At 73.0% G+C, this 12192-nt stretch carries 13 protein-coding genes; 3 read left to right on the top strand and 10 right to left on the bottom strand.

Annotated elements, in window-relative coordinates:
- The 3 genes from hemA to LG632_RS27190 form a co-directional block, all read right to left on the bottom strand.
- On the bottom strand, nt 1–976 hold a 976-nt coding region (gene hemA / locus LG632_RS27200; protein ID WP_226730202.1), incomplete at its 3' end, for a glutamyl-tRNA reductase.
- Nucleotides 973–1842 carry a redox-sensing transcriptional repressor Rex gene (locus tag LG632_RS27195; RefSeq protein ID WP_226730201.1) on the bottom strand — a complete coding sequence of 290 codons (870 nt, stop codon included), beginning with the start codon at nt 1840–1842 and terminating at the stop codon, nt 973–975. The genes hemA and LG632_RS27195, both read right to left, overlap by 4 nt.
- A gap of 131 nt (nt 1843–1973) precedes the next feature.
- Nucleotides 1974–2252 (bottom strand): glutaredoxin family protein, encoded by a 279-nt coding sequence (locus tag LG632_RS27190; RefSeq protein ID WP_226730200.1) that lies wholly within the window; start codon nt 2250–2252, stop codon nt 1974–1976.
- 117 nt (nt 2253–2369) lie between these two features.
- Between LG632_RS27190 and LG632_RS27185 the strand changes: the two genes are divergently transcribed.
- The 3 genes from LG632_RS27185 (at nt 2370) to LG632_RS27175 (ending at nt 6057) form a co-directional block, all read left to right on the top strand.
- On the top strand, nt 2370–3353 hold the full coding sequence (locus LG632_RS27185; RefSeq protein ID WP_226730199.1) for an HAD family hydrolase: 984 nt from the start codon (nt 2370–2372) through the stop codon (nt 3351–3353).
- A gap of 373 nt (nt 3354–3726) precedes the next feature.
- Entirely contained in the window at nt 3727–4539 is an 813-nt protein-coding gene (locus LG632_RS27180; protein WP_226730198.1) for an ECF subfamily RNA polymerase sigma factor, BldN family, read from the top strand.
- Between the two features lie 312 nt (nt 4540–4851).
- The gene (locus LG632_RS27175) at nt 4852–6057 is read left to right on the top strand and encodes a DUF5667 domain-containing protein (protein ID WP_226730197.1); all 1206 of its coding nucleotides are present in this window, start codon (nt 4852–4854) and stop codon (nt 6055–6057) included.
- 82 nt (nt 6058–6139) lie between these two features.
- Here LG632_RS27175 and LG632_RS27170 read toward each other — a convergent pair whose 3' ends face one another.
- The 7 genes from LG632_RS27170 to LG632_RS27140 form a co-directional block, all read right to left on the bottom strand.
- Nucleotides 6140–7147: a lysophospholipid acyltransferase family protein gene (locus LG632_RS27170; RefSeq protein ID WP_226730196.1), complete on the bottom strand. Its 1008-nt coding sequence runs from the start codon at nt 7145–7147 to the stop codon at nt 6140–6142.
- On the bottom strand, nt 7147–8196 hold the full coding sequence (locus tag LG632_RS27165; RefSeq protein WP_226730195.1) for an NAD-dependent epimerase/dehydratase family protein: 1050 nt from the start codon (nt 8194–8196) through the stop codon (nt 7147–7149). Before LG632_RS27165 ends, LG632_RS27170 begins: the two co-directional genes overlap by 1 nt.
- A gap of 100 nt (nt 8197–8296) precedes the next feature.
- Nucleotides 8297–8395: a 30S ribosomal protein bS22 gene (locus LG632_RS27160; protein ID WP_003948845.1), complete on the bottom strand. Its 99-nt coding sequence runs from the start codon at nt 8393–8395 to the stop codon at nt 8297–8299.
- A 143-nt stretch (nt 8396–8538) separates the two neighbouring features.
- Nucleotides 8539–8748: a helix-turn-helix domain-containing protein gene (locus LG632_RS27155; protein WP_226730194.1), complete on the bottom strand. Its 210-nt coding sequence runs from the start codon at nt 8746–8748 to the stop codon at nt 8539–8541.
- A 124-nt stretch (nt 8749–8872) separates the two neighbouring features.
- The gene (locus tag LG632_RS27150) at nt 8873–9694 is read right to left on the bottom strand and encodes a phosphatase (RefSeq protein ID WP_226730193.1); all 822 of its coding nucleotides are present in this window, start codon (nt 9692–9694) and stop codon (nt 8873–8875) included.
- A 115-nt stretch (nt 9695–9809) separates the two neighbouring features.
- A complete protein-coding gene (locus LG632_RS27145; RefSeq protein ID WP_226730192.1) occupies nt 9810–10979 on the bottom strand; it encodes an acetoin utilization protein AcuC in 1170 nt (389 codons plus the stop codon).
- Nucleotides 10930–12153, bottom strand: a complete 1224-nt coding sequence (locus LG632_RS27140; protein ID WP_226730191.1) for an MFS transporter — start codon at nt 12151–12153, stop codon at nt 10930–10932. The genes LG632_RS27145 and LG632_RS27140 overlap by 50 nt, the downstream gene beginning before the upstream one ends.
- Nucleotides 12154–12192: the final 39 nt, after the last annotated feature.

The raw sequence follows: 12192 nt of genomic DNA, 5'->3' as shown, positions 1-12192 counted from the left end.
GGGCCAGGGGCGCGGGGGCGGTCACGGCCCCGGTCACGGTCGCCGGGGCGGTCGCCGTCGCGGGCGCAGTCGCCGTCGCGGTCCCACCGGAGACCTGGGCGGGGGCCTCGGTCGGGGAGGCGGGTGCCGGGCCCCGTTCGGCCAGGGCTGCGGAGACGTCCTCGGCGGTCAGCACGAGTCCGGTGGCCCCGGTGCAGGAGACGGCCACGTCGACTCGTGTCAGCTCGTCGGCCACACCGGCCATGCCCACGGCCCGCGCGACGACCCCGGTGCCGGAGGCGCGCAGGATCTCCACCAGCCGCTCCGCCCGCTCGGCGGTCCGGTTGGCGACCACGATCTCGGCCACGCCGACCCGTGCCAGCGTCGCCGCGGCCAGCGACGACATCGACCCGGCGCCGATGACCAGCGCCCGCTTCCCGGCGGCCCAGTCCGCCACCGGCTCGCCGCCGGGCAGCGCCAGCTGCTCCAGGCCGAACGTCACCAGCGACTGCCCGGCCCGGTCGATCCCGGTCTCGGAGTGCGCCCGCTTACCGACCCGCAGGGCCTGCTGGAACAGGTCGTTGATCAGGCGCCCGGCGGTGTGCAGCTCCTGCCCGAGCGCCAGCGCGTCCTTGATCTGGCCGAGGATCTGGCCCTCGCCGACCACCATCGAGTCCAGCCCGCACGCCACCGAGAACAGGTGGTGCACGGCCCGGTCCTCGTAGTGCACGTACAGGTACGGGGTGAGCTCCTCCAGCGCGACCCCGCTGTGCAGCGCGAGCAGCGTGGACAGCTCGGCGACACCGGCGTGGAACTTGTCCACGTCGGCGTACAGCTCGATCCGGTTGCACGTGGCGAGCACGGCCGCCTCGGTCGCCGGTTCCGCCGCGAGGGTGTCGTGCAGCAGCTTCACCTTGGCGTCCGCGGACAGCGACGCCCGCTCCAGCACGCTGACCGGCGCGCTGCGGTGGCTCAGTCCTACGACGAGCAGGCTCATGCCGGCATCACCGCCGGCACGTCACCCTCGGGCCGGCCCTTGCGGGCGGCGGCCACGGCGTCGTCGTCGGCAGCGGCGGCGGCGGCCGCGGACAGCGGGGCGGCGGCAGGGGCCCCGGGGACCGCGGCGGCAGCGGCACCGGCGGGAGCGGAAGCGGCAGGGGACGGCACGGCCTGGCCGGCCGCCGGCACGGCGCCCGCGTCCTCGCCGGCCTTGCGCTGCTCGTGGAAGGCCAGGATCTGCAGCTCGATCGACAGGTCGACCTTGCGCACGTCGACGCCCTCGGGCACGGACAGCACGGTCGGCGCGAAGTTCAGGATGGAGGTGACCCCGGCGGCCACCAGCCGGTCGCACACCTGCTGCGCGGCCCCGGCCGGGGTGGCGATGACGCCGATGGAGACCCCGTTGTCCTTGATGATCCTCTCCAGGTCATCGGTGTGCTGCACCGGGATGCCGGCCACCGGCTTCCCGGCCATCGCCGGGTCGGCGTCGATCAGCGCGGCCACCCGGAAGCCACGGGAGGCGAACCCGCCGTAGTTGGCCAGGGCGGCGCCGAGGTTGCCGATACCGACGATCACGACCGGCCAGTCCTGGGTGAGGCCGAGCTCGCGGGAGATCTGGTAGACGAGGTACTCGACGTCGTAGCCCACCCCGCGGGTGCCGTACGAGCCGAGGTAGGAGAAGTCCTTGCGCAGCTTCGCCGAGTTCACGCCGGCGGCGGCGGCGAGCTCTTCCGAGGACACGGTGGGCACCGAGCGCTCGGACAGCGCCGTCAGGGCCCGCAGGTACAGCGGAAGCCGGGCGACGGTGGCCTCGGGGATGCCTCGGCTGCGGGTCGCCGGTCGGTGAGTTCGGCCAGTTGCCACGATGCTCCTGCGGGATGAGCGGGGCTGCAGGCGGCCTCTTGTCCCAGGACCGCCCCGTCGACAGCAGGCTATGTCTTTGTGAACGCGTGCACAAAGATTGTGTCCGCTTTGTCCGACCAAAGTGACCGGGCTCACCCCTGCAGGGCCTGCCGCAACCGCTCCGGGTCCACCCGCCAGAAGGTGTGCTGTTCACCGTCGACCAGGACCACCGGGATCTGCTCCCAGTGCAGCCGGTAGAGCTCCTCGTCCTGCGTGATGTCCTTCTTCTCCCAGCGCGCGCCCGTTTCGGCGCAGACCCGCTCGACCACCGCCTCGGCGTCGTCGCACAGGTGGCAGCCCGGCTTCCCGACGAGCGTGACCAGACGCTCCCCGGGACTCTTCTTTTCCTTACGGCGCAGCAGAGGACTCATACCCCTCATTCTCCTCCGCCCGCGGGGCGGGCCGCGTAACGCCCGGGCACCGCAGAGTTCACACAGCCGCATCCCCACGGTTCGGGAACTCCCGAACACAATGGCTATGCTCGCGTCATGGCCGCTCCCGGATGGCTCACCCCCCGTAGGCGCTCCACGACCGCGCGGAGCGTGCTGGCAGGCGAGGCCTCGGCCGAGGCCGCCCGCAAGACCGCGCTGGCCGCACCGGCGGACGCGGCACCCGGCGGGACGGCGCAGACCCCGGCGCCCGCCCCGGCCCCCGCCGCCGCCCCGGCCCCGGCCCCGCCGCCGGAGTTCCCCGTGGCGGGCGACGACCTCGCCGCCGCCTTCTTCGACCTCGACAACACCGTCATGCAGGGCGCCGCGATATTCCACTTCGGCCGCGGCCTGTACAAGCGGGAGTTCTTCCGCCGCCGCGAGCTCGCCCGCTTCGCGTGGCAGCAGGCGTGGTTCCGCCTCGCCGGGGTCGAGGACCCCGAGCACATGCAGGACGCCCGCGACAGCGCCCTGTCGATCGTCAAGGGCCACAAGGTCTCGGAGCTGATGGCCATCGGCGAGGAGATCTACGACGAGTACATGGCCGAGCGCATCTGGCCGGGCACCCGCGCCCTGGCCCAGGCGCACCTCGACGCCGGCCAGAAGGTCTGGCTGGTCACGGCCGCGCCGGTGGAGACGGCCACGATCATCGCCCGCCGCCTGGGCCTGACGGGGGCGCTCGGCACGGTCGCCGAGTCCGTCGACGGCGTCTACACCGGCCGCCTGGTCGGCGAGCCGCTGCACGGCCCCGCCAAGGCCGAGGCCGTGCGGGCGCTGGCCGCCGCCGAGGGGCTGGACCTGGCGCGCTGCGCGGCGTACAGCGATTCGCACAACGACATCCCGATGCTGTCCCTGGTCGGACACCCGTACGCGATCAATCCCGACACAAAACTGCGCAAGCACGCCCGGGCGCACGACTGGCGGCTGCGCGACTACCGGACCGGCCGCAAGGCCGTGAAGGTCGGGGTCCCGGCGGCGGCCGGCGTGGGCGCCCTGGCCGGCGGCGCCGCGGCCGCCATCGCCCTGCACCGGCGCCGCCGCTGACCGGCCGGGACCGGCGCGGGCGGGGCGGCCCGCGGGGCGCGCCGGAGGGCCCGCCGCAGGGCGGGTCGCAGGGCAACCACCCACCCCTACCCGCGGGTTCGCCGGGGCACTCCAGCCTGCCCGACACGGTCGCGAGAAGCCTCGGAAGCATCCATTCCGGACGCCCAATCGATCATTAACCGATCACAGGCCGCGACCGAATATGCCCTCGACACGAAACAGAAGTGTCAGGAGCGATGATTTTCGCAACTGGGTGTAGCGCTGCCTGTACGAAGCGTTATTCTCCTCAGACGCATGCCACCGCCCATTCGTCGCCACGACGGGTGAACGGTCCCGCACTGCACGTGATGGAAGCTCTGCCTCTGGGAGTCCCGTGTACCCACCTGTCGGGGTTGACGCCTCGGGCCTGGCTACGCTCCGCGCAACGGTCCTCGACCACCTGCGCGGCTTCGTCCCCACCGCGTACGCCGTCCCCGCCTTCGCCGCCGCGGTCCCTGCCGGCCTCGGCCCTGCCGGTCCTTGCTATGCCCTGACCGACGGCGGAGCGACCGTGGGCAGACGAGGCCGTACGGCCGGCGGCGCGAGCAGCGGCGGCGGCACGGCCACCTCCACGACCCGCCGTCCCACCGCGGACAGCGACAGCGGCCGCATGATGGACCTCGTCGAGCGCGCCCAGGCGGGCGAGGCCGAGGCCTTCGGCCGGCTCTACGACCAGTACAGCGACACGGTGTACCGCTACATCTACTACCGCGTCGGCGGCAAGGCGACCGCGGAGGATCTCACCAGCGAGACCTTCCTGCGCGCGCTGCGCCGCATCTCCACCTTCACCTGGCAGGGCCGCGACTTCGGCGCCTGGCTCGTGACGATCGCCCGCAACCTGGTCGCCGACCACTTCAAGTCCAGCCGCTTCCGCCTGGAAGTCACGACGGGCGAGATGCTGGACGCCAACGAGGTGGAACGGTCCCCCGAGGACTCCGTCCTCGAATCCCTCTCCAACGCGGCCCTGCTGGAAGCGGTCCGCAAACTCAACCCGCAGCAGCAGGAGTGCGTCACCCTGCGCTTCCTGCAGGGCCTCTCGGTCGCCGAGACGGCCCGGGTGATGGGCAAGAACGAGGGTGCCATCAAGACCCTCCAGTACCGGGCGGTCCGCACCCTGGCCCGCCTCCTGCCGGACGACGCCCGCTGACGTCGCGGTCTCCCCCGCCCGCCCCGCGCCCGCCACCCGCCACCGCCGCCCGCGCCCGCCCCTGCCGACCCGTTCGTTTCGCCCGCTCGCTGCTGCCTCACCCTCGACAACCGGTGACCCCTCGATGACGCTGTGGTCCGATCATCCTTCGTCCGTAACCCAAGTGCCGCGCCGCTCGTTGTGCGGAATGCAGGCTCCCTGTGGACACGCCCTGCCCGAAGCCGCTCACTCGAAAGTGTGGATGTGCTCAAGGAAGGCAACCTTCCGGACACCTTGGGGAGTCGATCGTCATGACGAGAGGAGGTGCCGCCAGTGATCGCGAACGTTTCTCCCCACCGGCGGGCGAACGCCTTCGCCCAGGCCCTGGAGGGTCGGACGCCGTCCGACCCCTCGGAACCGGAGCCGGCGGCCGAGCAGTCCGAGGCACCTGCCGAACCTGCCGAGCACGAACGGCTGTTGGCCTTGGTGAGTGCGCTCGGCGAGGTGCCGCGCCCACAGCTGGACGCCGAGGTCAAGGTGGTCCAACGAGCCCAGCTCGTGGCCGCCATGGAGGCCATGGTGATGGAGGAGAGGGCCGGGGGCGGTGCCGCCTCGGACCCTCAGGTGCCCGAGCAGCGGACCGGCCGCGGCGCCCACCGGGCGACCCCGCTCCGGAAATTGCGGCCCCGCTCCCGCTGGTCCAAGGGCATCGCAGCGGGGGGGCTCACGGTCGGCGTGGCGGCGGGGGCGTTCAGCGGTGTGGCCGCTGCCAGTACCGACGCCCTGCCGGGTGATTCGCTGTACCCGGTCAAGCGGGGTGTCGAGGACCTCAAGCTCGGCATGACCGACGACGACTCGGAACGCGGCGAGCTGTACCTCGACCGGGCCTCGACCCGGCTGTGGGAGGCCAGCCGCCTGATGGACGCCGGCCGCGCCGGCGCCCTGGACCACGAGTCGCTGGGCAAGATCCGCCAGGCCCTGTCGGGCATGCGGCACGACGCGGCGGAGGCCCACCGGCTGCTCCACTCGGCCTACGAGGAGGGCGGCTCGCTCGGTCCGATCCAGGCGCTCACGTCCTTCTCCCAGCGGCACCGCGCCGCCTGGGGCAAGCTCCGCGCCGGACTGCCGCCGCAGCTCACGGACGTCGGTGACCAGGTGAGCTCGGTGTTCCAGGCCATAGACGATGACGTCGCGCCGCTGCAGTCCCTGCTGCCGAAGCCACCGGAGCAGAACCGCGGCGGCACGCCCGCGGTCAAGCCGGCGGCTCCGCCGGCGGCCACCCCGCAGCAGACGCCGTCGGCGGCCACCCCGCCCGGCGCGCAGCCGCCACCGGCCAGCAGTCCGTCGTCCGCGACGGGCCCGAGCCGCGACGGCGGTCTCCTCGGCGGCGCCGAGGGACTGCTGCCGCACCCGCCGGCGGCCGGCAGCACCGCGCCCTCGTCCACCCCGGCCGACCCCACGAAGCCGGAGATCACCCTGCCCCCGCTCCTCCCGGGCCTCCTCCCGGGCCTGGGGCTGAAGGCGGAGGACGCGGAGTAGCGCAAGGCCGAGGCCCCCGACCGTCGGTCGGGGGCCTCGGTGCGCGCCTCGTCCTGCCTGGGTGCGCCTCGGCTCGTCGGGCTCAGAAGAAGACCGAACGGCGCTGCACGAGCAGCTTGTACAGCGTGTGCTGGATCTGTTCGCGCACCTGGTCGGTCAGGTTGAACATCAGCATCGGGTCCTCCGCCGCCTCCGGCGGATAGCCGTCCGTCGGGATCGGCTCCCCGAACTGGATCGTCCACTTCGTCGGCAGCGGCACCGCACCCAGCGGCCCCAGCCACGGGAACGTCGGCGTGATCGGGAAGTACGGGATCCCCAGCAGCCGCGCCAGCGTCTTGGCGTTGCCGACCATCGGGTAGATCTCCTCCGCGCCCACGATCGAGCACGGCACGATCGGCGTACCCGCCCGCAGCGCGGTCGAGACGAACCCGCCCCGGCCGAACCGCTGGAGCTTGTACCGCTCCCCGAACGGCTTCCCTATCCCCTTGAAGCCCTCCGGCATCACCCCGACCAGCTCACCGGCCTCCAGCAGCCGCTGCGCGTCCTCCGCGCAGGCCAGCGTGTGCCCGGCCTTGCGGGCCAGCTCGTTGACGACCGGCAGCATGAAGACCAGGTCCGCCGCCAGCAGCCGCAGGTGCCGCTGCGCCGGATGGTGGTCGTGGACCGCGACCTGCATCATCAGCCCGTCCAGGGGCAGCGTGCCCGAGTGGTTGGCGACGATCAGGGCCCCGCCCTTCGACGGGACGTTCTCCAGGCCCTTCACCTCGACCCGGAAGTACTTGTCGTACAGCGGCCGCAGCAGCGACATCAGGACCTGGTCGGTGAGCTCCTTGTCGTAGCCGAAGTCGTCGACCTCGTACTCGCCGGTGAGCCGCCGCCGCAGGAACGCGAGCCCGCCGGCGATCCGCCGGTCCCAGTCCGCGCCGGCCGCCGGGCCGGCCTCCCGTGCGGCCTCCGGCGCCGCCTCCGGCGCGTGCTCCGGCGCGAGCTCCGGCTCGGCGGTCGGCGCCGGCACCGCCCGCACCCGCCGGCCCGTCAGCCGCCGCCGCGGGCGGTCCTCGTCGAAGGGAATGACCTTGGCGTCCGCCACTATCGCTGCGCTCCCTCGTCCAGTTCGACGTCCAACAGCCCCGCCATCCGCTCCACGGCCCACCCCACCCGCTCCGGCGGCAGCAGCCCGGCCCTGCGGCTGCGCGCGAAGTCCGCGAAGGTCTCCGCCGTGGTGTACATCGGCTCGAAGCCGAGCACCTCACGCATCTGGGTGGTCTCCACCACCCGTCCGTGGGTCAGCAGCCGGATCTGCTCGGGTGAGAAGTCCGTGACGCCCACCGTCCGCAGCGCCGAGCCCACCCAGGTGACCGCGGGCATCAGCAGCGGCACGGTCGGCCGGCCGAGCCGCCGCGAGCACTGCGACAGCAGCAGCACCCCGTCCCCGGCGATGTTGAAGGTCCCGCTGTTGAGCGTCCCGCGCCGGGGCTCCCCGGCGGCCAGCTGGAGCACGTCGAGCACGTCGTCCTCGTGGACGAACTGCAGCCGCGGGTCGTAGCCGAGCACGGTCGGCATCACGGGCATCGAGAAGTACTCCGCGAGCGCCGAGTCCGCGAACGGCCCCAGGATGTTCGCGAACCGCAGCACGCACACCGCCACGTCCGGCCGCCGCCGCGCGAACCCGCGTACGTAGCCCTCGACCTCGACGGCGTCCTTGGCGAAGCCCGTCGACGGCAGCGCCTTGGGCTGGCTGGTCTCGGTGAAGACGGCCGGGTCCTTGGGCGCGCCGCCGTAGACGCTGGTGCTGGACTTCACCACCAGCCGGCGTACGGAGGGGGACTTCTGGCAGGCACCCAGCAGCTGCATGGTGCCGATGACGTTGGTCTCCTTCACCGCGCTGCGCGCCCCGACCGGGCCGCCACCGGTGACCGCGAGGTGCACCACCGTGTCGACGGCGTGCTCGGCGAGCACCCGGGCGATCGCCGACTGCCGGATGTCGGTGCGGACGAACTCCGCCGCGCCCAGCCGGTGCGGGGGCGTCACCGCGTCCACGGCGATCACCCGTTCGACGTCGGGGTCCCGCTGGACGCGGCGCACGAAGCGGCCCCCCAGTTGCCGGGCTGCCCCGGTCACGAGCACGACCTTCCCCACCGCTCAGCGCCTCCTCAGCGACGTACGGAGTACCCGGCTGCACCGCAGCCCCTCCACCAAGGATGGTGGAGGGGCTGCGGAGAACACGTACAGCTGCCGTTTACTTCTTGTTACGGCGCTGGACGCGGGTGCGCTTGAGCAGCTTGCGGTGCTTCTTCTTCGCCATCCGCTTGCGCCGCTTCTTGATAACAGAGCCCACGACTACCCTCGCTCACTTCTCGGTTCATCCCCGCGTCAGCGGAAATCTTGGTGCGGGGCGTCTGGGCCCACACGACCTACGTCGGCCTAGCCTACCCGCCCGAGCTCCGAGCTTGTAATCCGAGGGCCACCGAGGGGTCAGACTCAGGCCGACTCCACCCCCACGAAGGACTCCCGGAGGTACTCGTGGACCGCGTTCTCCGGGACCCGGAAGGAGCGGCCCACCCGGATGGCGGGCAGATGGCCGTTGTGCACCAGGCGGTACACGGTCATCTTCGACACTCGCATCACCGCGGCCACTTCCGCCACGGTAAGGAACACGACCTCGCTCAGAGGCCTCTGGTCAGCAGCCATGTCACACCTTGACCTTCCGCGCATGACGGGGCACCGGCTTCCCCTCCGGTTACTCCACGTCGTCGCACGCTCACTCCCCAGATTAGGGGCGTGTGATACGAGTGGGGAAGAGGAGCTACGGTCCTCAGTCGCCGGCCGCGAGGCCGGCCCGGTCGAGCACATAGCGCGTGAGGGGCCGGTAGTAGTCCGAACGGACCCCGTCATCAAGCGGAACGGCGACCGCCACCCGCCCCTCGGCCTCCCCCACGAACAACGCCGGATCATCTGTGTCCGCCAGCCCGATCGCGTCGAACCCCAGCTGACCAGCCCCGCAGACCCACCCGTGATCCCCGATCACCAGCTCCGGCAGCGGCCTGCCGGACTCCGCCAGGGCCCCCAGCGCGATCCGAACCGGCAGCGGCGAATGGGTGTGTGCGCCGGTGGCACTCCCCGAGGGCCGCACGCCGGGTTCCCGCACCAGTGCGACCCCCTGTACGTAGTCCAGGCACTGCGTGCGTACGCCGAACCGGGTCGCCACGTCCACCCCCCACCCCTGCGCGGGGGTGAGCACAACACATCCCGCCGCCGACAACGCCCGGGCCAAAGTGGCGTAGAAACCCAGGAGTCGGTGCGGGTGCCCGGTGCCTAAGAGCACCGGCGCCCGGGTCCGCGCGACCTCGCGCAGCCGGGCCGCGAACGCCTCCAGCGCCGCCACCGTCCGCTCCGGGTCGATCGTGTCCGGGCCGCTGACGTGCGCCGGGTCCGCGGAGACCCCGCACCGGTCCGCCATCAGCGCCAGCAGGTCCCGCTCGGCCCAGCACCCTTCCGGGTCCAGCCCCAGCAGCACCCTCGGGTCGCGCGCCGCGAACAGCCGATAGCTGCGCAGGCTGTCCTCCCGGGACGTCGCGACGGGGCCGGCCAACCGCGCGGCCAACAGATGCGCACGCAGGGCGCCGGTGCTCAACACACCTCCGATGCTGCCGCACCGGCGCCGCCACCCGGGCCGATTGCGCCGCACAGCCCACCGTTGGGCTAACACCCGCGGCCCCCCTCGGCACCGACCGGGCAGCCCCGCGGCGCCCTCAGGTCAGCAGCCCCCGCAGCGGGAACACCGCCCGCCGGGTCGCCAGAACGGCCTGATCCGTACGGTCGGCCGGGTCGTAGCCGGCCTCCCAGTCCCGCCAGCTCACCGTCCGCCCGTCGGTCATCCGGCCCGGCGCCAACTGCCGGGTCCGGGCGAAGACTTCCTCCCGCCACGACGCCGGCACCGCCGTCTCCGGCTCGATCGGCCGGTGCCCGGCGATGGCCACCAGGTGCGTCCACGACCGGGGGACGACGTCCACCACCGCGTACCCGCCCCCGCCCAGCGCCAGCCAGCGCCCGTCGGCGTACGCGTGCGCGAGGTCGTGGCAGGCCTCCTGCACCGCCCGCTGCGCGTCCAAGGACACCGCGAGGTGCGCCAGCGGGTCCTCCACATGGGTGTCCGCGCCGTGCTGGGTCACCAGCACCTGCGGCCGGAAGTCCGCCAGCAGTTCGGGCACCGTGGCGTGGAAGGCCCGCAGCCACCCCTCGTCACCGGTCCCGGCCGGCAGCGCCACGTTGACCGCCGAGCCCTCGGCGGCCGGCCCCCCGGTCTCCTCGGGCCAGCCCGTCTGCGGGAACAGCGTCCGCGGGTGCTCGTGCAGCGAGACCGTCAGCACCCGGGGATCGTCCCAGAACGCCGCCTGCACCCCGTCCCCGTGGTGCACGTCCACGTCCACGTACGCCACCCGCTCGGCGCCCAGCTCCAGCAGCCGGGCGATCGCGAGCGCCGGGTCGTTGTAGACGCAGAAGCCGGCGGCACCGCCCGGCATCGCGTGGTGCAGCCCGCCGGCGAAGTTCACCGCGTGCTCGGCCTCGCCGCGCCAGATCGCCTCGGCCGCCGCCACCGACTGACCCGCGATCAGCGCCGAGGCCTCGTGGATACCGGGGAAGGCCGGGTCGTCCATCGTCCCCAGCCCGTACGAGCCGTCGGCGACCCCCGGATCGGCCGACACCTCCTTCACGGCGTCCACGTAGTCCTCCCGGTGCACCAGGCGCAACGTGGAGTCCCCGGCCGCCCTGGCGGCCCGTACCTCCAGCACCCCGTCCAGCCCGAAGGCGCGCACCAGGCCCATGGTCAGCGCCAGGCGCACCGGATCCATCGGATGGCCGGGCCCGAAGTCATACTTCGTTACCGCCTCGTCCCACATCAACAACCCGCGGCCGCTCATGCCCGACACCGTATCGGGCGGGCTCGGCGCCGAAGGAGCGGGCGTGGAGCAGCGTCAGCAGGACGAGCACCATCGGCACGAGCATGGCCCCGCGGTAGCTCCACGCGTCACCCAGGGCGCCCACGAGCGGCGAGCCGACGAGGAACCCGACGTAGTTGAAGATGTTCAGCCGGGCCACGGCGGCGTCGGAGTCCCCGGGGAACAGCCGCCCGGCCGCGGCGAAGGTCTGCGGCACGACGACGGACAGGCCCAGCCCCAGCACCGTGAACCCGGCCATCCCGGTCCACGCCCCCGGTGCGAGCGCCACCACCGCGAACCCGCCGGCCGCCAGCACCGTGCCCACGCGGACGACGGCCACGGCGCCCAGGCGCCGCACCCCCAGGTCGCCGACGGCCCGGCCGAGGAGCGTGGTCACCATGTAGACGTTGTAGGGGACGGTGGCCAGCTGCTCGGAGCTGCCCAGGACGTCCTGGAGGTACTTGGCGCTCCAGTTGGAGACCGTCGAGTCCCCGATGTACGCGCAGGCCATGACGAGGCAGAGCGGCACGAGCAGGCGGAAGCCGGTGCCGGTGGGGGTGGGGGCGGAGGCTGCGGCCTCGTGGTGCTCCGGGCCGCCCCGGTCGACGTAGAACCGGCTGCCCGCGAGCGCGAGCGGCAGCAGCAGCGCGACGGCCGGCAGGTAGGAGACGAACAGCTCCAGGTGCCAGTGCGCCCCGGCCCAGGCCGCCGAAGCGCCGACGATCCCGCCGAGGCTGTACGCCGCGTGGAAGCCGAGCATGATGCTGCGCCCGTACGCGCGCTGGAGGCTGACGCCGAGCATGTTCATGGACGCGTCCAGCCCACCGACCGCGAGCCCGAACACGGCGAGCGCGAGCGCCACGTGCCACAGCTCGCTCCCGGCCCCGACCCCGAGCAGCCCGAGCAGCACCAGCGGCTGCGACCACCGCAGCACCGCGCTGGGCGCCACCCGTTTCACGGCCCGCTCCGTCAGCACGCTGCCGACGCCGGCGAGTACGGGGACGGCGGCCAGGAACGCGGGCAGCAGGCCGTCGGATATGCCGTAGCGGTCCTGGACGGCGGGGATCCGGGTCACCAGGAGCGCGAAGGTGACACCTTGCACGAAAAAGCTGATCGCCAGGGCGGACCGGCCACGGCGAAGGCGCACGTCTGTCATGGCGGCACAGCGTAGGGTCAAGGGCTACCCGTGGGTAGC

Source organism: Streptomyces antimicrobicus (assembly GCF_020532625.1).
Lineage (GTDB): Bacteria > Actinomycetota > Actinomycetes > Streptomycetales > Streptomycetaceae > Streptomyces > Streptomyces antimicrobicus.
This window is presented reverse-complemented; position numbering and strand designations above follow the sequence as displayed.

What these genes read in the sequence shown, in the direction of transcription:
- LG632_RS27190 (WP_226730200.1), bottom strand. Translation starts at nt 2,252, where the DNA reads ATGAGTCCTCTGCTGCGCCGTAAGGAAAAGAAGAGTCCCGGGGAGCGT.
- LG632_RS27185 (WP_226730199.1), top strand. Translation starts at nt 2,370, where the DNA reads ATGGCCGCTCCCGGATGGCTCACCCCCCGTAGGCGCTCCACGACCGCG.
- LG632_RS27155 (WP_226730194.1), bottom strand. Translation starts at nt 8,748, where the DNA reads ATGGCTGCTGACCAGAGGCCTCTGAGCGAGGTCGTGTTCCTTACCGTG.
- LG632_RS27145 (WP_226730192.1), bottom strand. Translation starts at nt 10,979, where the DNA reads ATGAGCGGCCGCGGGTTGTTGATGTGGGACGAGGCGGTAACGAAGTAT.
- LG632_RS27140 (WP_226730191.1), bottom strand. Translation starts at nt 12,153, where the DNA reads ATGACAGACGTGCGCCTTCGCCGTGGCCGGTCCGCCCTGGCGATCAGC.